The sequence below is a fragment of the Bradyrhizobium sp. GW821-FHT13H05 genome, from assembly GCF_058804065.1.
On record NZ_JBXAPO010000003.1, the window covers coordinates 567,678 to 584,839 of the forward strand.

Below are 17,162 nucleotides of genomic sequence, written 5' to 3' on the forward strand. Positions count from 1 at the left end.
TGCGGCTCCCGTGCGTTACTTGAGCATCCCCACCTTTTACGATCCCCGGAGGCACCCCATGGCCATGACAATGAACGGCGAAGTCCAGCTTGCGGCGCCGCGCGAGGCCGTGTGGGAGAAGCTCAACGACCCCGCGGTGCTGAAGGCCTGCATCCCCGGCTGCGAGGAGCTGGAGAGGACCGAGGATGGCGGCTTCCGCGCAACGGCAAAAATGAAGGTCGGGCCGGTGTCGGCGCGCTTCAAGGGCAAGGTCACGCTCTCTGATCTCGACCCGCCGAATGGCTACAAGATCTCCGGCGAGGGCGAGGGCGGCGTGGCCGGCTTCGCCAAGGGCGGCGCGGTGGTCAAGCTCGCGGAGAAGGACGGCGGCACGCTCTTGTCCTACGAGGTCGAGGCGCAGATCGGCGGCAAGTTGGCGCAGCTCGGACAGCGCCTGATCAACGGCACCGCCAAGAAGCTGGCCGACGAGTTTTTCGCGAACTTCGCCAAAGCTGTACAAGGCTAGCGGTACAGGGCTGAAACCTATCGCCTTTCGGCATGGCGCCTTGCGTCCGAGGTGATGTTGCCCCGAGCCATAATGGCCCATATGATGGGTTGGAATAATTATAAGAACCGCTTCGACGGGACCCGTCGGGGCGCTGATAGAGAGTGCTTATGGCAAAAATCTCCCTCATCGTGAACGGCAATCCTGTGACGGCCAACGTCGATCCCCGCACGCTTCTGGTGCAGTTTCTGCGCGAGAATCTGCGGCTGACCGGCACCCATGTCGGCTGCGACACCTCGCAGTGCGGCGCCTGTGTCGTGCATCTCGACGGCAAGGCCGTGAAGTCCTGCACCACGCTGGCCGTGATGGCCGACGGCCACGAGGTCAAGACGATAGAAGGGCTGGCCGCCGACGGCGCGCCGCTGCATCCGATGCAGGAAGCCTTCCGCGAGCACCATGGTCTGCAGTGCGGCTTCTGCACGCCCGGCATGATCATGACCGCGATCGACATCGTCCATCGCAAGGGCAATGAGCTCGACGACCATACGATCCGGGAAGAACTAGAAGGCAATCTCTGCCGCTGCACCGGCTACCAGAACATCGTCGCCTCGATCTCCGCCGGTGCCAAGGCGATGGCGAAATCCGATCTCGCCTAAACCGCGCGCGCATTCTGCGATCAGGACATTCAGATGTACGAATTCAAATATCATCGCCCCGGGACCGTGCGGCAGGCTGCCAACCTCCTGGTGAAGAACGAAGACGCCAAGCTGGTCGCCGGCGGTCACACGCTGATTCCGGTCATGAAGCAGCGCCTCGCCAGCCCCCCGCATCTGGTCGACCTCTCCCATATCGAGGGGCTCAACGCGATCGAGATGAAGGGCCGTGCGCTGGTGATCGGTGCCACCGCCAAGCACGCTGAGGTCGCGACCTCCGCCATCGTCGGTGAGGCGATCCCGGCGCTAGCAAGTCTTGCCGGCGGCATCGGCGATCCGGCCGTGCGCCACAAGGGCACGATTGGCGGCTCGCTCGCCAACAACGATCCAACCGCCGACTATCCGGCTGCGGTGCTCGCGCTCGGCGCCACCATCGTCACCAACAAGCGCCGCCTCAAGGCCGAGGAGTATTTCCAGGGCCTGTTCACGACCGCGCTGGAAGCCGACGAGATCATCACCAAGGTGATGTTCCCGCTGCCGAAGAAGGCGGCCTACATCAAGTTCCGCAACCAGGCCTCGCGTTACGCTCTGGTCGGCGTGTTCGTGGCACGGCGTCCGTCGGACGTGCGGGTCGCCGTAACAGGCGCCGGCTCGGAAGGCGTGTTCCGCGTCACCGCGTTCGAGGAGGCCCTGAAGAAGCGCTTCGCCGCGAAGGCGCTCGACGGCATCGAGGTGCCCGCGGACGGCCTGAACAGCGACATCCACGGCAGCGCGGAATACCGCGCGCACCTCATCGGGGTGCTGACCCGGCGCGCCCTCGACGCCGCCAATGCCAAGGAATGACTGGGCCTGACCAACTGGCCCATTACCTGCCCCCGGTGAGGGCGTAGCGAGACTGGCTCTTTCATGACTCTCACGGCCTTGCCGGCATCGGTCGATGCGATGCTCGAACTCCTGACGTCGCGCGGCTATCTGGCCGAGCGGTCGCTGGCGACGGTGACGTATCTCTCGCTGCGCATGGGGCGGCCGCTGTTTCTCGAAGGGGAGGCCGGCGTCGGCAAGACCGAGATCGCAAAGGTGCTGTCGGCGGCGCTGGGGCGAAAGCTGATCCGCCTGCAATGCTACGAAGGCCTCGACGTCTCCTCCGCGGTCTACGAGTGGAACAGCGCGGCGCAGATGATCGCGATCCGGATGGCGGAAGCCGCCGGGGACACCGATCGCGATCAGCTCTCCAGCGACATCTTCGCCGACCGCTACATGATCAAGCGACCGCTGCTCCAGGCGCTGGAGCCTGATGTCGCCGGGCCGCCGGTGCTGCTGATCGACGAGCTCGACCGCGCCGACGAGGCGTTCGAGGCGTATCTCCTGGAAATCCTCAGCGACTTCCAGGTGACCATTCCGGAATTTGGCACCGTGAAGGCGCCGCATCCGCCGATCGTTATCATCACCTCCAACCGCACCCGCGAGATCCACGACGCACTGAAGCGGCGCTGTCTCTACCATTGGGTCGACTATCCCGCAGCCGAGCGCGAGCTCGCCATCGTCAAGTCACGCGTGCCCGGCATCTCCGCAAAGCTGTCGCAGCAGGTCGTGCGCTTCGTGCAGGCGCTGCGCAACCAGGACTTCTACAAATCGCCTGGCGTCGCCGAGACCATCGACTGGGCCACCGCGCTGTCGGAGTTAGATGCCCGCTCGCTGACCCCGCAAGTGGTCGGCGACACGCTGGGCGCGCTGCTCAAGTACCAGGACGACATCACCCGCATGCAGGGCGACACCTTGCAGAAGGTGCTGAAGGAAGCGACGAGCGATTAGCCGTCATTCCGGGGCGCGCGTAGCGCGAACCCGGAATCCATTGTGCAGCGATGGTGGATGAATAGATTCCGGGCTCGCGCCCAAGAGGCGCATCCCGGAATGACGACCGAGAGTGTTGAACCATGGCCATCAACCACCTGGCGCCCGAGCAGACCGAGCAGTTCGCCGACAACATCGTCGGCTTCGCTCGCGCGCTGCGTGCGTCGGGCATGCCGGTCGGGCCGGGTGCCGTCATCGATGCCATGAGCGCGCTGCAGGTGATCGACATCGGCAACCGCGCCGATGTCTTCACCACGCTGGAGGCGATCTTCGTCAAGCGCCACGAGCATGCGCTGATCTTCAAGCAGGCCTTCAACCTGTTCTTCCGGGCCTCGGAAGAGTGGAAGCACATGCTGGATTCGGTGCCGCTGCCGGAGCAGGCCAAGAAGAAGCCGCAGGCCGGCTCCCGCCGCGTGCAGGAGGCGATGTCGCAGCCGCGCATGACGGAGACGCCGCAGCACCAGGAGCAGGATCTGCGCCTGTCGGTCTCCGACAAGGAGATCCTTCAGAAAAAGGATTTTGCCCAGATGAGCGCGGCGGAGATCACGGAGGCGCTCCGCGCCATCGAGCGGATGCGCCTGCCGCAGGCCGAGCTTCTGACGCGCCGGCATCGACCCGATCCCCATGGCCTGCGCATCGATTTGCGCCGCACGCTGCGGGCATCCTTGCGCACCGGCGGCGACATCATCGACATCCATCGCCTCGGTCGCATCGAGAAGCCGGCGCCGATCGTGGCGCTGCTCGACATCTCGGGTTCGATGAGCGAATACACCCGCCTGTTCCTGCATTTCCTCCATGCCGTAGGGGACGCTCGCAAACGCGTCTCGGTGTTCCTGTTCGGCACCCGTCTCACCAACGTCACCCGGGCGCTGCGCCAGCGCGATCCCGACGAGGCGCTGGCGAGCTGCTCGGCCTCGGTCGAGGACTGGGCCGGCGGTACACGAATCTCGGCCTCGCTGCACAACTTCAACAAATTGTGGGCGCGGCGCGTGCTGAGCCAGGGTGCCATCGTGCTCCTGATCTCCGACGGGCTGGAGCGGGAGGCCGATTCCAAGCTCGCTTTCGAGATGGACCGGCTGCATCGGTCCTGCCGGCGGCTGATCTGGCTCAACCCCTTGCTGCGGTTCGGCGGCTTCGAGGCCAAGGCCCAGGGTATCAAAATGATGCTCCCGCACGTTGACGAATTCCGCCCGGTACATAATTTGAGTTCGATCCAGGAGCTGATCACGACGCTCTCCCGTCCGCTGCCGCCGCATCACCGCAGCCTGATCCGTTCCGCAGCCTGAGAGGCTTTAACCATGCTCGATCGCGACGAGGATATCCTGAAGGCGGCGGAGGACTGGCAGAAGGCCGGCCGTGGCGTCGCACTGGCGACGGTTGTCGAGACCTGGGGCTCGGCGCCGCGCCCGGCGGGCTCGAGCCTCGTCATCAACGACCAGGGCACTTTCTTAGGGTCGGTCTCCGGCGGCTGCGTCGAGGGTGCTGTGGTCACCGAGGCCATGGACGTGATCGAGAGCGGCAAGCCAAAGATGCTGGAGTTCGGCGTCGCCGACGAGACCGCCTGGAATGTCGGGCTGTCCTGCGGCGGCACTATCCGCGTCTTCGTCGAGAAGGTCGGCTAGCCGTGAAGCTCGCGATTTTGCACGAACTCAATGCCGAACGCGTCGCGCGCCGGCCGGCGATCCTGGTGACCGACACCGAGAATGGGGAGCAGCGCCTGGTGAAGGCTGCGGATTTCGCCAAGGACCCACTGCGCGCCGAGCTGGAAAAGCAGCTTCGCATGGGCAAGAGCGCCAATGTCGAGGCCGGCGGCAAGAAGCTGTTCCTCAACGTCTACGCGCCGACCGCAAAGCTCGTCATCATCGGCGCGGTCCATATCAGCCAGGCCCTGGCGCCGCTGGCGCGCTCGCTCGGCTATGACGTCACAGTCGTCGATCCCCGGACGGCCTTTGCGAGCCCGGAGCGCTTCCCTGATATTCCGCTCGTTGCCGAATGGCCCGACACCGCGCTGCCGCCGCTCAACGTCGATGCCTACACCGCCTTCGTCGCGGTGACCCACGATCCCAAGATCGACGATCCCGCGCTGCTGCATGCCTTCGAGCGCGGATGCTTCTATATCGGCGCGCTCGGCTCACGGAAGACGCATGCCAAGCGCGGCGACCGGCTGCGGGCGCAGGGAGCGAAGGATACCGACATCGCGCGCATCCACGCGCCCATCGGCCTTGCGATCGGCGCGGTCTCGCCGTCCGAGATCGCGGTGTCGATCATGGCCGAGATCACGGCGGTGCTCCGCCTGCCTCCCAAAGAAAAAGAAGAAGCGGCATGAAGTTCGGACCGGCGAGCCCCAAGGATGCGATCGGCGGGGTGACCGTCCACACTCTGCGCCAGGGAGCGCTGGTGCTGAAGAAAGGCACGACGATCGGTCCCGCCGAGGTCGAGGCGCTGACGCGGGCCGGCATCAAGGATGTCGTGGTGGTGCGGATGGAGGAGGGCGACGTCTCCGAGGACGTCGCAGCCGCCAGCATCGCGCTGGCCGTCGGCGGCGAGGGCATCCATGTCGAGCGCGCCTTCACCGGCCGCGCCAATCTGTTTGCCGCGCGTCCGGGCGTGCTGGTGATCGACCGGGCCGCGGTGGACCGCATCAACAATATCGACGAAGCCATCACCTTTGCCACGCTCACCGCCTACAAGCCGGTGGTCGAGGGCGAGATGGTCGGCACCGTCAAGATCATCCCGTTTGGTGTTGAAGGACGTCTGCGCGATGCCGCGGTAGAGACGGCGGGCCGCGACGTGTTGAAGATCGCGCCTTACGTAATCAAGCGCGTCGGCATCGTCTCGACCCTGCTGCCGGGCCTCTCGTCCAAGGTAATCGACAAGACGCTGCGCGTCACCGCCGAGCGGCTCGCACCGGCCGGCGCCGAGATCATCGCGGAGCGGCGGGTCCAGCACGAGGAACGCGCGCTGTCGGCCGCGATCAAGGAATTGCTCGGCCTCGGCGCCGAACTCGTCATCGTGTTCGGGGCGTCCGCGATCGCCGACCGCCGCGACGTGATTCCGGCTGCGGTCACCGGGATCGGTGGCGAGATCGAGCATTTCGGCATGCCGGTCGACCCCGGCAATCTGCTGCTGATTGCCCGCGCCGGCGGCGTGCCGGTGCTGGGCGCGCCGGGCTGCGCGCGCTCGCCGGTCGAGAACGGGTTTGACTGGGTGCTGATGCGGCTCCTGGCCGGCATCAAGGTGACGCGTGCCGAACTGATGGGCATGGGCGTCGGCGGCCTGCTGATGGAGATCGTGACGCGCCCGCAGCCCCGCGCGACGCCCGAGATCGAGGGCAACAGCCGGGTCGCGGCCATCGTGCTCGCGGCGGGCCGTTCGACCCGCATGGGCGGGCCGAACAAGCTGCTCGCCGAGCTCGACGGCAAGAAGCTGGTGCGGATCGCGACCGAGCAGGCGCTGGCCTCCAAGGCATCCGAGGTGATCGTCGTCACCGGCCACCAGACCGAGCTGGTCGAGCAGGCGCTTGCAGGGCTGAAGGCGCGTTTCGTCAAGAATCCGGACTTCGCCGGCGGTATCGCAAGTTCAGTCAAGGCCGGCATTGCGGCCGTGTCTGAAGCGTGCGACGGCGCCGTGGTATGTCTCGGTGACATGCCGCTGATCGACGCCGGCCTGATCGATCGTCTCATCGACGGCTTTGCGCCGGATCGCGGCAACCTCATCGTCGTGCCCGTCAGCGACGGCCGCCGGGGCAATCCCGTGCTGTGGTCGCGGCGCTTCTTCAAGGAGTTGATGACGCTCGACGGCGATGTCGGTGCGCGGCATTTGATCGCCAGGCACACCGAAGCGGTCGCCGAAGTGCCCGTCGACGGCGAGGACGCCTTCCTCGACATCGACACGCCGCAGGCGCTGGAAGCGGCACGGCGGGGATGACGTGTCGTAGCTCGGGGTGGACAAAGGCTCGTAGCGCCGTGCCCGCCCTACGAACCGATGTCTGCCGCTCGACTATTTCTTGGTATTCGACAGTTTCTCGCTGGCGGCCTTCAGATTGACGCCGCTCTTCGTCAGCAAGGCCTTGTCGCCCGTGGTGAAGGTGAACGTGTCGGCGCCGACGCTGACACCATTCCATGCGATCTCTTCGGCGAGCGACAGGTACCACATCCCCTGAAAGCCGGAATTGTTGTTGAGCTGCCCGGTCCAGACGGCCGTCGAACCGCAGCCGACGAAGTTGACGCTGAAGCTGATCGCCGTGCCCGTATTGCTGGATGCGAGCCAACCCGTCGCGCCCTGCGGCTGGCCCTGGTCGCAGCTGTTCGCCGCGTTGTTGGTGTAGGTCCCGGAAAGCGCTCCCGTATTCGAATTGTAGCTGGTGATGGCCAGCTTCGAGCCGTACTGGTTCGTCCAGATCCAGCTGACTGACTGCGCCTGAGCCGATCCGACCAGGCACGTCGATATGAGCATTCCCAAGAGCATTCCGTTGCTGTGACGCATGGTCGTTGCCTCCGGCTCTTCGCTTGGAGCTGATACCCCGTAACCACTCTAAATAAAGCGATTGAAAAATACAACTAAAAGATGCATTCGATCGCACATTCGACGGAGCGCGCTTTTCAATCACTCGTTCACCAAGTGGAAACGGTCCCGCACTTAGAGTTCCCTCCACCTGCCTTGGGGGGAGGGGTTTTCCATGACGTCGAACGTCGTCGCGCGCCGTTGCGCGATGTTTTTCTTTGCACTGTCCATTTGTGTCGCGGGCGCTCGCCACATCACCGAAGCGCATGCCGCCGGTGCCTTTGCGGTCGGCAAGTGCGGCGCCTATGGCCAGGCGTTTGATTACGGCGCCGAGCACGAGGCCCGTGCCGCGGCGCAGAAGCAGTGCAAGGGTGATTGCACCACCGTCACGATGAAGCGCGCCTGCGCCGCGATGTCGGTCGATCTGTCCAATCCTTGCGGTGCCTATGGCTATGCGGTCAAGCCGAAGATCTCCGCCACGCTCAATGCCGCCACGCGCGAATGCTACAAATATGGCGGCAAGGAATGCGTGATCCGCGCCTGGGCCTGCGACGCCAAGGGCTGATTCCTCTTGCCGTCATTCCGGGGCGTCGCGTAGCGCCGAACCCGGAATCTCGTGCAATAATCTCCAGATTCCGGGTCTGCGCCTGACGGCGCATCCCGGAATGACAGTTTGTGGAGACATGCATGCAGTTCGACACCAAGATCGCCGTGGTGATCCGCACCGATCTTCAGGCCTGGCAGAAGCTCAACGTTGCGTCCTTTCTCACCAGCGGCATTGCGGCCGCGTTTCCCGAATGCATCGGCGATCCCTATGAGGACGCCTCGGGCACGCAATATCTCTCGCTGATCGGCCAGCCGATCCTGATCTATGGTGCCGATGGTCCGGCGCTGACGCGCGCACTCGACCGTGCGCTCACGCGTAGCGTCAAGCCGGCGGTCTATACCGAGGACATGTTCAGGACCACGCATGACGCTGCCAATCGTGAGGCGGTGAGGGCGGTGGCGCGCGCTGACCTCAATCTCGTCGGTCTTGCGATGCGCGCCGAGCGCAAGGTGATCGACAAGATCGTTGACGGCCTCAAGTTCCACGGCTGACGCGTCTTCGCGCCTGGCGCCACGTCGTCATCGCGATGTCACGATCGCGCGAGCGCTGCGCAAACATTGTGCGGTTTGATTCCAATCAAGGGTGCTTCGCGCGGCCTCGCTAGTCTGCCTTGCGTAATGCAAAGGAGCAGACCGATGCCGACCATGAAAGCCGCAATCGTCAGACAATTCGGCAAGCCGCTGGTGATCGAGGACGTGCCGGTGCCGCAGCCCGGACCCGGCGAGGTCCTGGTCAAGGTGAAGGCGTGCGGCGTCTGCCACACCGATCTGCACGCGGCCTCCGGCGACTGGCCGGTGAAGCCGGTACCGCCCTTCATCCCCGGCCATGAGGTTGCCGGCATCGTTGCCGCGCTCGGATCCGGCGTGAAGAATCTGAAGGTGGGCGATGCCGTCGGCGTCGCCTGGCTGCACGATGCCTGCATGGCTTGCGAATATTGCGAGACCGGCTGGGAGACGCTGTGCGAGCACCAGCACAACACCGGCTACAGCGTGAACGGCGGCTTCGCCGAATATGTCATTGCCTCGGCCGCCTTCGCCGCAAAACTGCCGGCGACGATCGATTTTGCCGGCATCGCGCCGATCCTGTGCGCGGGGGTGACCACCTACAAGGGCCTGAAGGAGACGGAGGCAAAGCCCGGCGAATGGGTCGTGATCTCAGGCGTCGGCGGGCTCGGCCACGTCGCCATCCAGTACGCCAAGGCGATGGGGCTCAAGGTTGTGGCCGTTGATATCGCCGAGGACAAGCTCGCGCTCGCGCGCGAGACCGGCGCCGATCTCGCGGTCAACGCGCTCGCGGCCGATGCCGTGGACAAGGTCCTGGCGGCAACGGGAGGCGGGGCGCACGGCGTGCTGGTGACGGCGGTCTCGACCGCTGCGTTCGCACAGGCGCTGAAGATGGTCCGGCGCAAGGGCACTGTCAGCCTCGTCGGCCTGCCGCCTGGCGAATTCCCGACGCCGATCTTCGACGTCGTGCTCAAGCGCATCACCGTGCGCGGCTCCATCGTCGGCACAAGGCGCGATCTGGACGAAGCCATCGCATTCGCCGCCGACGGCAAGGTCAAGGCCGAGGTGACCAAGGTGCCGCTCGCCGAGATCAATAACGTTTTCGACCGGATGAAGGCCGGCAAGATTGACGGCCGCATGGTGCTGGACTTTGGCTAGCGCGTCACGAAGGCGGCATGCCCGCGAATTTCGGTAAGCTTGGATCGAGGCGATCCCACTCATGTCCGCGCGCGGCGTAGGTGACCACTTGCGGCTTGTAGCGGGCGGGCTCGTCGAGGCTTGCGGCGCGGATCGTGAAGATGTCGGGCATCGCCGCGAAGGTCAGGTAAACCGGCAAGCCGCACTGCGCGCAGAAGCCGCGCGTCTTCACGTTGCCGCTATCGCCGACCATGTCCCAGTGTTTTGCGTCGCCCGTCACGGTGACGCCGGCGCGTGCGAAGGTCATGTAAGAGCCATGGCCGCTGCCGCTTTCCCGCTGGCAGTCCCGGCACTGGCAGTGGTTGCTGAACAGGGGCTCACTGGCAATCGAATAGCGGATCGCACCGCAGGCGCAGCCGCCGGTATAGGGCTTGTCCATCGCGATAACTCCTCAGCTGTCTTCGCCGCTGATTTCGTCGAGCTGGCGGACCACCTTCTTCCAGCCGCCGCTCATGACCGTGTAGGCCGACTCGTTCCTGGGCAGGACGAAGCCGGCATGAACCAGCTGAATTCGCGTGCCGGCCTCGACCGGGGTGAGGGACCACGTCACGATCGTGTCGAGCGGCGCGCCGTAGCCGGCGTTGCGCGCGTCTCCGCCCTTCCAGGCGTAGACGAGGCGCCTGTTGGCCACGACTTCCAGAACCCGGCAATGAATTACGCCATCCCAGTGACCGCCCGGTTTGGTCTGGAACGTGAAGTCCTTGCCTTCGACGGCTTCAAAGCCAGTCGGCTGCATCAACCAGCGCGCAATCAGCTGCGCACTGGTCAGCGCCTTCCAGATCGTCTCGGCGGTGTGAGGGAAGACCTCGTCGATGACGATGTCTCTGGTTTCAGCGTTCAACGCGGCAGCACTCACGGATCGATCTCCTTCAAGAGGTCACGCAGGTTCTGGAAGCGCTCGCGCCAGAAGACGCCGTAATGATCCATCCAGCTCACCAGCGGCTCGAGTCCTTCAGGCGCAGCGCGGTAATAGACGTTGCGGCCCTCGGCGCGCTCGGCGACGAGGCCGGCCTGCTTGAGCGACTTCAGGTGCTGCGAGATCGCGCCCTGTGTGACGCCGCTGCCGCGGGTCAGCTCGGCGACGCTGATCTCCTTGCTCTCGAACACGCGCTCGAATACGGCGCGGCGGGTCGGATCGGCGAGAGCACGCATCACGGTGGTGACGGGATTTGCGGCGGTTTCGATCATGTCGATAAATTAGTGGTAGCTAATGCATTAGTCAAGACTAATTCAACAGGCCGGCTTTGCGTGCTCGCTTCTCGATTGACTATGACTGACTGGTCAGTCATAAATTTATCATGACCAAGAAGCCAACCAAGTCCGTGACGTCATCCGCCAGCAGCGAGGGAGCGCCCGTCTCGAACCGAGCAACGCGCGCGGCCGAGCGGCGCGCGGCGATCGTGGAGGCTGCGATGGAGGAATTCATCGCGCGCGGCTTTGCCGCGACGCGGCTTGATGACATCGCCAAGCGCGCGGGCGTCGCGAAGGGCACGATCTACCTGCACTTCAAGGACAAGGAATCGATGTTCGAGGAGCTTGTGCGCATCGTCATCGTGCCCGTGGTGGCGCGGCTGACTGAACTGCCGCCGCCGGCGGGCTCGGTGCGCGACCTCGTTGAGGCATTTGCCGGCAACTTCCTGAGAGAGGTCATCGGCACCAGGCGCGGCGATCTCGTGCGCCTGATCGTGGCGGAGGGGCCGCGCTTTCCCTCTGTCGCTGATTTCTATTACCGCGAGGTCGTCTCGCGCGGGATCGCCGCCATGCGCGCGCTGATCGAGCTCGGCATTGCCCGCGGCGAGATCCGCGAAAAGGACCTTGCCCGCTATCCGCAGATCCTGGTCGCGCCGGCGATGATCGCGGTGATCTGGCAGAGCCTGTTTGCGCGGCACGCGCCGCTCGACGCGCAGGACATGCTGCGCGTCCATCTCGATTTGATCTTTGGCGAACGGAGGACGACATGAGGTCGTCGCGAATAATTTCTGCATTTCTACTGGTCGCTGTGCTGGCAACCGGTCTGGCCGGCTGCAACGAGAAGCGCGATCCCGGCTTCCAAGGTTGGGTCGAAGCCGACATGATCTTCGTGAGCCCGGATGAGGCGGGCCGGGTGACCAAGCTCAGCATCCGCGAGGGCGACGAGGTCAAGGTTGGCGACGCCCTCTATTCCGTCGACGACGACCTCCAGCTTGCCGATCTCAACCAAAACAAGGCGACGCTCGCCAACGCGCAGCAGACCTATGACCGCGCGGCTTCGCTGAGCAAGACCGGTTCGGGCACGCAAGCCAATCTCGACTCGGCCGTCTCCGCCTTGCGCGTCGCGGAAGCGCGGGTGGCGACGTCGGAGACGCGGATGGCGCGGCGCAAGGGCTTTGCGCCAGTGGCCGGCACCATCCAGCAGATCTATTTCCGCGAGGGCGAGATGGTGGCGGCGCAGCGGCCGGTGCTCTCGATCATGCCGCCCGGCAACATGAAGCTGCGCTTCTTCGTGCCGGAGACCGAGCTGCCCAAGCTTGCGATCGGGGACACCGTGCGGATCGCCTGCGACAATTGCGCGGCCGATCTCACCGCGAAGATCTATTTCATCGCGACTTCGGCCGAATACACCCCGCCGGTCATCTACAGCCTCGATGAACGCAACAAGCTGGTCTACCTGATCCAGGCGCGGCCCTCGCGTCCCGACGCCTTGCGCGTCGGGCAGCCGATCGACGTCTATCTCAATCCAAAGACACCGGTGGCGGACAAGCGATGAACGGCGGCGGCAACGACATCGCGATCGACGTCAAGGGCCTGACCAAGTCGTTCGGTGGCCGCGAGGTCGTGCACGATCTGTCAATGCAGGTGAAGCGCGGCTCGATCTATGGCTTCCTCGGGCCGAACGGCTCGGGCAAGACCACCACCATCCGCATCCTCTGCGGCCTGCTCACACCCGACAGCGGCGAGGGCACCTGTCTCGGTTATGACATCCGGCGCGATGCCGACAAGATCAAGCGCCAGGTCGGTTACATGACCCAGCGCTTCAGCCTGTACCAGGACCTGTCGGTGCGCGAAAACCTCGAATTCGTCGCACGCCTCTACGGCCTCTCCGACGCGCGCGGCGCCGCGCGCGACATGATCAAGCGGCTCGGGCTCTCGGGCCGTGAGGAGCAGCTCGCTGGCGAACTCTCGGGCGGCTGGAAGCAGCGGCTGGCGCTCGGGGCCTGCACGTTGCCCAATCCGAAATTGCTGCTGCTGGACGAGCCGACCGCCGGCGTCGATCCCAAGGCGCGACGCGATTTCTGGAACGAGATCCATGCGCTCGCCGCGGACGGTCTCACCGTGCTGGTCTCGACCCACTACATGGACGAGGCCGAACGCTGTCACGAGATCGCCTACATCGCCTATGGCCATCTGCTGGCACACGGCACGGTGGAGGACGTGATCGCGAAATCCTCGCTCTCGACCTACACTGTCACGGGCGAGGACCTCAACGAGCTTGCGGCCGCGCTCACCGGCAAGCCCGGTGTAGACATGGTGGCACCGTTCGGCACCTCGCTGCATGTCTCCGGGCGCGACGTTGCCGCGCTCGAAGCCAGCATCGCGCCGTGGCGTGAGAAGAGCAGCCTGCATTGGCAGAAATCGCATCCTTCGCTCGAAGACGTGTTCATCGAATTGATGGGGCGGTCCAAGGACAACTTCAAATGAGCGCCGTCGATCGTCCGAGCATTGCATACGAAATCCGGGAACGCTTCGGTTTCTGGAAGCGCTCCTATGCGATGCTGATCAAGGAGTTCATCCAGCTCAGGCGCGATCGCGTCTCGTTCGCGATGATCGTGATGCTGCCGGTGATGCAGCTGATGCTGTTCGGCTTTGCCATCAACACCACGCCGCATCATCTGCCGAGCGCGGTGCTGCTCCAGGAGGACTCGGATCTCGCCCGCTCGATCCTGAAGGCGCTGGAGAACACCGCCTACTTCCACTTCATCTACGAGGTCCACGACGTCGACGATTTCGACAATCTGCTGAAGTCGGGCAAGGTGCTGTTCGGCGTCGAGATCCCGCGCGGCTTCGAACGGGCGGTGCGGCGCGGCGACAAGCCGGCGCTGCTGGTCGCGGCCGATGCGACCGACCCCGTGGCGGCCAGCGCGGCGATCGGTTCGCTCGGGATGGTCGTGCAGACCGCGCTCAAGCACGATCTCTACATCGGCAATCCCCCGGAGATGCCGTTCGAGATCCGCGCGCATGCGCGCTACAACCCGGCTGCGGTCTCCAGCCTCAATATCGTGCCGGGTCTCGTCGGCACCATCCTTACCATGACCATGCTGATCTTCACCGCGCTCTCGGTCACGCGCGAGGTCGAGCGTGGCACCATGGAGGCCCTTTTGTCGATGCCGATCAGGCCGGTCGAGGTGATGTTCGGCAAGATCATTCCCTATGTGCTGGTCGGCTTCGTCCAGGCCTTCCTGATCATCAGCATCGGCGTGTTCCTGTTCGGCGTGCCCGTGCTCGGCAATCTGTTCCTGCTGGCGCTGCTCTCGACGCTGTTCATCACCACCAATCTGTCGATCGGCTACACCATCTCGACGCTGGTGCAGAACCAGCTCCAGGCCATGCAGATGTCGATGATGTTCTTCCTGCCGAGCATTCTGCTCTCCGGCTTCATGTTCCCGTTCGCCGGCATGCCGGCCTGGGCGCAATATCTCGGCGAGGCACTGCCGCTGACGCATTATCTGCGCATCGTCCGCGCCATCATGCTGAAGGGCGCCGGCATGCACAATTTGCACTTCGACGCGCTGGCGCTGGCGGCCCTGATGCTGGTCGCCATGACCATCGCCGTGACGCGCTTCCGCCGCACGCTGGATTGAGGCAAGATGCCCCGGAATCGAGGGGTGGAATGGTCAGTTTTGCGAGCAGGAAGGCCCGGCAGCATGCCGCCTTGTCGGAGGATTTCGAGCGCGAGCTGACGCGGGAAGTGCTGCGCACCGAGCTGTTGCGGGTGAGGGCGCTGATCATGACGGGCTGCGTCATCATCATATTCCTCACCGCAACGTACACGATCGACCCTGCCATCGTGAACCGGGTCTGGCGCGGGACGGGGGGCCTGGTCCGCGAATACATCCTCTTGGGGGGCTTCATCCTCTTCGAGGTCTGGGTCCACAGCCAGATCAGGCGGAACCTCAAGCTCGACCGCGACCTGCCGGTGATCAGGCGCTATATCGGCGCCCTTATCGAAACGTCGCTGCCGACGATCATCCTGATCCTGCAGATTCGCAGCATGGGCGCTGGGCCCGCGCTCGGTTTCGTGCTGCCGCTGGTCTATTTCATCTTCGTCATTCTTTCGACGCTGCGGCTCGATTTCTGGCTGTCCACCTTCACGGGATTTGTGGCCGCGGCCGAACTTCTGGTCGTCGCGCTGTATTACAATTCGGCGAGCGACGCCGGTGAACCCCTGATCTACTTTCACGCGGTGCGCAGCACGATCATCCTGATTTGCGGCGTGCTCGCGGGCGCCGTCGGCGGGCGGTTGCGGCGACAGTTTGCCGCGAGCATCGCGGCGGCCACCGCCCGCGACCGGGTGACGAACCTGTTCGGCCAGCACGTCTCGCCGCAGGTGGTGGAGCGGCTGATGGCGGCGGGACCGAGCGCGGGCGGTGACGTCCGCCGCGTCGCCGTGATGTTCGTCGATTTCCGCGGCTTCACCGCCGGCGCGCAGTCGCGCACCCCGCAGGAGGTGGTCGACCGGCTCGATGGTGCCTTCGCCGTACTGGTCGACATCCTCGACCGCGAGGGCGGCATCGTGAACAAGTTCTTGGGCGACGGCTTTCTCGCGCTGTTTGGCGCGCCGCTGGAGGCTTCCGACGCCGCGCACCGCGCTGTCGCCGCGGGCCGCGAGATGCTGACTGCGATGGACCGCATCAACGCAGAGACGAGCTGGCCGCTGCGGATCGGCATCGGCATCCATTTCGGCGAGGTCGTCGCCGGCAATATCGGCTCGCCCCGGCGCAAGGAGTACACGGTGATCGGCGACACCGTGAACTTCGCCTCGCGGCTGGAGGCGCTCAACAAGGAGTTCGGCTCCCAGCTGTTGATCTCCGCGTCGGTGCGTGAGGCGCTGGGCGACGACGGCAAGGATGCGGTTGCGCTCGGCGAGGTCACGGTGCGCGGTTACGAACAGAAGGTGGCTGTGTTTCAACTGGGGTGAGGGGCTGCTCGCGTTTCGTTGAAGGCGCGTGATGAAATATCGCGCGGGAATATCCGCTCTCATACTCAGGAGGTCGAACCTCTCGGCTTCCGTTTGTCACGCGGAGAAAATCCATGACCCGATTGCCCCTTGTTGCGGCCGCGCTGATCGCTGCCGCCGTCTACCAGACCCAGGCCGCTGCCGCCCGCGACGCCGCCCCGCGGCGTGCTCCTGCGCAGGCGACTGCGGATTGCGTGAGGGCTCCGGCAGAGGGCGCGTATGCCTCTGCGCCCTATACGCAGCCGCCCTGCATGCCGAAGACCACGAACTGACGATCAAAGCGGGCGTGGCCGGGCTGGAGAAGGCCTCCAGCCCGGCCACGCGTCCTGCAAGATTGCAGTATTCTGGTAGTGCTTGACTCCCGTTTCATCTAGTCATCTATATGACTAGATGAATTCAGCCCCGCGCGATGAGCGCCTGCCACGCTACCAGCGCCTGCGCGACGACCTCGCCGCGCGGATCAACCGCAATGAATGGCGGCCGGGCGAACCGATCCCGTCTGAAGCCGAGCTCGGGGCGCATTACGGCGTTGCCATCGGCACCGTGCGCAAGGCGATCGACCAGCTCGTCAGCGACTACGTTCTGGAGCGGCAGCAGGGCCGCGGTACTTTCGTGCGCCGCGCGCGCTTCAACTCGTCGCTGTTCCGCTTCTTCCGCTTCCAGTCCGAGAGCGGCGAGCGGCGCGTGCCGAAGAGCCGCATCATCCGCCGCAAGAGCATTCCGGCCACCTCCGCCGTCGCATCTGCGCTGCGCATTCCCGTCGGCGAGCCCGTGATTAGCCTGTCGCGCCTGCGCCTGATCGACGACGTGCCGCTGCTCGCCGAAGAGATCTGGCTCCAGCAATCGCGCTTCGCGCCGATCCTTCAGATCGACACCGCCGAGTTCGGCGACCTGCTTTATCCGCTCTACGAGGAGCGCTGCGGCGAGGTCGTGGTCTCTGCCGAGGAAATCCTGACGGTCGAGACCGCCAACGAGATGCAGGCGCGCCTGCTCGGGCTCGAGGCCCGCGCACCGCTGATCGTGATCGAGCGCCTCGCGCTCGACCTCGAACGGCGGCCGATCGAATGGCGCCGCTCGCGCGGGCCGGCGGACCGCTTCCGCTACCACGCCGAGATCAGGTGAGCGCGGACTTCGACGACATCAAACAATA

Annotated in this window: 22 protein-coding genes; 18 read left to right on the forward strand and 4 right to left on the reverse strand. The window is 64.9% G+C overall.

Annotated elements, in window-relative coordinates; translation table 11 throughout:
* The first annotated feature begins 58 nt into the window (after nucleotides 1-58).
* The 8 genes from AC1RR3_RS11565 to AC1RR3_RS11600 all read left to right on the forward strand — a co-directional run bounded on the left by AC1RR3_RS11565 (nucleotide 59) and on the right by AC1RR3_RS11600 (nucleotide 6,915).
* Entirely contained in the window at nucleotides 59-505 is a 447-nt protein-coding gene (locus AC1RR3_RS11565; protein ID WP_008137529.1) for an SRPBCC family protein, read from the forward strand.
* A gap of 149 nt (nucleotides 506-654) precedes the next feature.
* On the forward strand, nucleotides 655-1,140 hold the full coding sequence (locus AC1RR3_RS11570; protein ID WP_008137528.1) for a (2Fe-2S)-binding protein: 486 nt from the start codon (nucleotides 655-657) through the stop codon (nucleotides 1,138-1,140).
* A 33-nt stretch (nucleotides 1,141-1,173) separates the two neighbouring features.
* Nucleotides 1,174-1,980 carry an FAD binding domain-containing protein gene (locus tag AC1RR3_RS11575; protein ID WP_492822487.1) on the forward strand — a complete coding sequence of 269 codons (807 nt, stop codon included), beginning with the start codon at nucleotides 1,174-1,176 and terminating at the stop codon, nucleotides 1,978-1,980.
* 63 nt (nucleotides 1,981-2,043) lie between these two features.
* Nucleotides 2,044-2,949, forward strand: a complete 906-nt coding sequence (locus AC1RR3_RS11580) for an AAA family ATPase (RefSeq protein ID WP_492822489.1) — start codon at nucleotides 2,044-2,046, stop codon at nucleotides 2,947-2,949.
* A gap of 122 nt (nucleotides 2,950-3,071) precedes the next feature.
* Nucleotides 3,072-4,274 carry a vWA domain-containing protein gene (locus tag AC1RR3_RS11585; protein WP_492822491.1) on the forward strand — a complete coding sequence of 401 codons (1,203 nt, stop codon included), beginning with the start codon at nucleotides 3,072-3,074 and terminating at the stop codon, nucleotides 4,272-4,274.
* A 12-nt stretch (nucleotides 4,275-4,286) separates the two neighbouring features.
* Complete coding sequence (locus AC1RR3_RS11590; RefSeq protein WP_008137521.1) at nucleotides 4,287-4,610, forward strand: XdhC family protein; 324 nt, start codon at nucleotides 4,287-4,289, stop codon at nucleotides 4,608-4,610.
* Nucleotides 4,611-4,612: 2 nt separating this feature from the next.
* Nucleotides 4,613-5,314 (forward strand): XdhC family protein, encoded by a 702-nt coding sequence (locus AC1RR3_RS11595; RefSeq protein WP_492822494.1) that lies wholly within the window; start codon nucleotides 4,613-4,615, stop codon nucleotides 5,312-5,314.
* Nucleotides 5,311-6,915, forward strand: coding sequence for an NTP transferase domain-containing protein (locus AC1RR3_RS11600; protein ID WP_492822496.1), 1,605 nt, complete (start codon nucleotides 5,311-5,313; stop codon nucleotides 6,913-6,915). The genes AC1RR3_RS11595 and AC1RR3_RS11600 overlap by 4 nt, the downstream gene beginning before the upstream one ends.
* Before the next feature lie 72 nt (nucleotides 6,916-6,987).
* On the opposite strand, the gene AC1RR3_RS11605 is transcribed toward AC1RR3_RS11600, so the two are convergent.
* Nucleotides 6,988-7,443 carry an avidin/streptavidin family protein gene (locus AC1RR3_RS11605; protein WP_492822497.1) on the reverse strand — a complete coding sequence of 152 codons (456 nt, stop codon included), beginning with the start codon at nucleotides 7,441-7,443 and terminating at the stop codon, nucleotides 6,988-6,990.
* Nucleotides 7,444-7,666: 223 nt separating this feature from the next.
* Here AC1RR3_RS11605 and AC1RR3_RS11610 point away from each other — a divergent pair, with 223 nt between their 5' ends.
* The 3 genes from AC1RR3_RS11610 (at nucleotide 7,667) to adhP (ending at nucleotide 9,759) form a co-directional block, all read left to right on the forward strand.
* Complete coding sequence (locus tag AC1RR3_RS11610) at nucleotides 7,667-8,056, forward strand: DUF4189 domain-containing protein (protein WP_492822499.1); 390 nt, start codon at nucleotides 7,667-7,669, stop codon at nucleotides 8,054-8,056.
* A gap of 122 nt (nucleotides 8,057-8,178) precedes the next feature.
* Nucleotides 8,179-8,589: a DUF2000 family protein gene (locus AC1RR3_RS11615; protein WP_492822501.1), complete on the forward strand. Its 411-nt coding sequence runs from the start codon at nucleotides 8,179-8,181 to the stop codon at nucleotides 8,587-8,589.
* Between the two features lie 144 nt (nucleotides 8,590-8,733).
* Entirely contained in the window at nucleotides 8,734-9,759 is a 1,026-nt protein-coding gene (gene adhP, locus AC1RR3_RS11620; RefSeq protein WP_492822503.1) for an alcohol dehydrogenase AdhP, read from the forward strand.
* 4 nt (nucleotides 9,760-9,763) lie between these two features.
* Here the strand turns inward: adhP and AC1RR3_RS11625 are convergent, their stop codons facing one another.
* Genes AC1RR3_RS11625 through AC1RR3_RS11635 form a run of 3 tightly spaced genes read right to left on the reverse strand, consistent with a single transcriptional unit; the run spans nucleotide 9,764 to nucleotide 10,986 of the window.
* Nucleotides 9,764-10,177 (reverse strand): GFA family protein, encoded by a 414-nt coding sequence (locus tag AC1RR3_RS11625; RefSeq protein ID WP_492822505.1) that lies wholly within the window; start codon nucleotides 10,175-10,177, stop codon nucleotides 9,764-9,766.
* A 12-nt stretch (nucleotides 10,178-10,189) separates the two neighbouring features.
* Nucleotides 10,190-10,654, reverse strand: a complete 465-nt coding sequence (locus AC1RR3_RS11630; protein ID WP_492822507.1) for an SRPBCC family protein — start codon at nucleotides 10,652-10,654, stop codon at nucleotides 10,190-10,192.
* Nucleotides 10,651-10,986, reverse strand: a complete 336-nt coding sequence (locus tag AC1RR3_RS11635) for an ArsR/SmtB family transcription factor (RefSeq protein WP_492822509.1) — start codon at nucleotides 10,984-10,986, stop codon at nucleotides 10,651-10,653. The genes AC1RR3_RS11630 and AC1RR3_RS11635 overlap by 4 nt, the downstream gene beginning before the upstream one ends.
* A gap of 110 nt (nucleotides 10,987-11,096) precedes the next feature.
* Between AC1RR3_RS11635 and AC1RR3_RS11640 the strand changes: the two genes are divergently transcribed.
* The 7 genes from AC1RR3_RS11640 to AC1RR3_RS11670 all read left to right on the forward strand — a co-directional run bounded on the left by AC1RR3_RS11640 (nucleotide 11,097) and on the right by AC1RR3_RS11670 (nucleotide 17,134).
* The gene (locus AC1RR3_RS11640; protein WP_492822511.1) at nucleotides 11,097-11,759 is read left to right on the forward strand and encodes a TetR/AcrR family transcriptional regulator; all 663 of its coding nucleotides are present in this window, start codon (nucleotides 11,097-11,099) and stop codon (nucleotides 11,757-11,759) included.
* Nucleotides 11,756-12,544, forward strand: coding sequence for an HlyD family secretion protein (locus AC1RR3_RS11645; RefSeq protein ID WP_492822513.1), 789 nt, complete (start codon nucleotides 11,756-11,758; stop codon nucleotides 12,542-12,544). Before AC1RR3_RS11640 ends, AC1RR3_RS11645 begins: the two co-directional genes overlap by 4 nt.
* The gene (locus tag AC1RR3_RS11650) at nucleotides 12,541-13,476 is read left to right on the forward strand and encodes an ABC transporter ATP-binding protein (protein WP_492822515.1); all 936 of its coding nucleotides are present in this window, start codon (nucleotides 12,541-12,543) and stop codon (nucleotides 13,474-13,476) included. Before AC1RR3_RS11645 ends, AC1RR3_RS11650 begins: the two co-directional genes overlap by 4 nt.
* The gene (locus AC1RR3_RS11655; protein WP_492822517.1) at nucleotides 13,473-14,636 is read left to right on the forward strand and encodes an ABC transporter permease; all 1,164 of its coding nucleotides are present in this window, start codon (nucleotides 13,473-13,475) and stop codon (nucleotides 14,634-14,636) included. The genes AC1RR3_RS11650 and AC1RR3_RS11655 overlap by 4 nt, the downstream gene beginning before the upstream one ends.
* A 29-nt stretch (nucleotides 14,637-14,665) precedes the next feature.
* Entirely contained in the window at nucleotides 14,666-15,973 is a 1,308-nt protein-coding gene (locus AC1RR3_RS11660; protein WP_492822519.1) for an adenylate/guanylate cyclase domain-containing protein, read from the forward strand.
* A gap of 113 nt (nucleotides 15,974-16,086) precedes the next feature.
* Complete coding sequence (locus AC1RR3_RS11665) at nucleotides 16,087-16,284, forward strand: hypothetical protein (RefSeq protein WP_492822521.1); 198 nt, start codon at nucleotides 16,087-16,089, stop codon at nucleotides 16,282-16,284.
* Between the two features lie 118 nt (nucleotides 16,285-16,402).
* The gene (locus AC1RR3_RS11670) at nucleotides 16,403-17,134 is read left to right on the forward strand and encodes a GntR family transcriptional regulator (protein ID WP_492822522.1); all 732 of its coding nucleotides are present in this window, start codon (nucleotides 16,403-16,405) and stop codon (nucleotides 17,132-17,134) included.
* Nucleotides 17,135-17,162: the final 28 nt, after the last annotated feature.

What these genes read in the sequence shown, in the direction of transcription:
- AC1RR3_RS11565 (WP_008137529.1), top strand. Translation starts at nt 59, where the DNA reads ATGGCCATGACAATGAACGGCGAAGTCCAGCTTGCGGCGCCGCGCGAG.
- AC1RR3_RS11570 (WP_008137528.1), top strand. Translation starts at nt 655, where the DNA reads ATGGCAAAAATCTCCCTCATCGTGAACGGCAATCCTGTGACGGCCAAC.
- AC1RR3_RS11575 (WP_492822487.1), top strand. Translation starts at nt 1,174, where the DNA reads ATGTACGAATTCAAATATCATCGCCCCGGGACCGTGCGGCAGGCTGCC.
- AC1RR3_RS11580 (WP_492822489.1), top strand. Translation starts at nt 2,044, where the DNA reads ATGACTCTCACGGCCTTGCCGGCATCGGTCGATGCGATGCTCGAACTC.
- AC1RR3_RS11585 (WP_492822491.1), top strand. Translation starts at nt 3,072, where the DNA reads ATGGCCATCAACCACCTGGCGCCCGAGCAGACCGAGCAGTTCGCCGAC.
- AC1RR3_RS11590 (WP_008137521.1), top strand. Translation starts at nt 4,287, where the DNA reads ATGCTCGATCGCGACGAGGATATCCTGAAGGCGGCGGAGGACTGGCAG.
- AC1RR3_RS11600 (WP_492822496.1), top strand. Translation starts at nt 5,311, where the DNA reads ATGAAGTTCGGACCGGCGAGCCCCAAGGATGCGATCGGCGGGGTGACC.
- AC1RR3_RS11605 (WP_492822497.1), bottom strand. Translation starts at nt 7,443, where the DNA reads ATGCTCATATCGACGTGCCTGGTCGGATCGGCTCAGGCGCAGTCAGTC.
- AC1RR3_RS11610 (WP_492822499.1), top strand. Translation starts at nt 7,667, where the DNA reads ATGACGTCGAACGTCGTCGCGCGCCGTTGCGCGATGTTTTTCTTTGCA.
- AC1RR3_RS11615 (WP_492822501.1), top strand. Translation starts at nt 8,179, where the DNA reads ATGCAGTTCGACACCAAGATCGCCGTGGTGATCCGCACCGATCTTCAG.
- adhP (WP_492822503.1), top strand. Translation starts at nt 8,734, where the DNA reads ATGCCGACCATGAAAGCCGCAATCGTCAGACAATTCGGCAAGCCGCTG.
- AC1RR3_RS11625 (WP_492822505.1), bottom strand. Translation starts at nt 10,177, where the DNA reads ATGGACAAGCCCTATACCGGCGGCTGCGCCTGCGGTGCGATCCGCTAT.
- AC1RR3_RS11635 (WP_492822509.1), bottom strand. Translation starts at nt 10,986, where the DNA reads ATGATCGAAACCGCCGCAAATCCCGTCACCACCGTGATGCGTGCTCTC.
- AC1RR3_RS11640 (WP_492822511.1), top strand. Translation starts at nt 11,097, where the DNA reads ATGACCAAGAAGCCAACCAAGTCCGTGACGTCATCCGCCAGCAGCGAG.
- AC1RR3_RS11645 (WP_492822513.1), top strand. Translation starts at nt 11,756, where the DNA reads ATGAGGTCGTCGCGAATAATTTCTGCATTTCTACTGGTCGCTGTGCTG.
- AC1RR3_RS11650 (WP_492822515.1), top strand. Translation starts at nt 12,541, where the DNA reads ATGAACGGCGGCGGCAACGACATCGCGATCGACGTCAAGGGCCTGACC.
- AC1RR3_RS11655 (WP_492822517.1), top strand. Translation starts at nt 13,473, where the DNA reads ATGAGCGCCGTCGATCGTCCGAGCATTGCATACGAAATCCGGGAACGC.
- AC1RR3_RS11660 (WP_492822519.1), top strand. Translation starts at nt 14,666, where the DNA reads ATGGTCAGTTTTGCGAGCAGGAAGGCCCGGCAGCATGCCGCCTTGTCG.
- AC1RR3_RS11665 (WP_492822521.1), top strand. Translation starts at nt 16,087, where the DNA reads ATGACCCGATTGCCCCTTGTTGCGGCCGCGCTGATCGCTGCCGCCGTC.
- AC1RR3_RS11670 (WP_492822522.1), top strand. Translation starts at nt 16,403, where the DNA reads ATGAATTCAGCCCCGCGCGATGAGCGCCTGCCACGCTACCAGCGCCTG.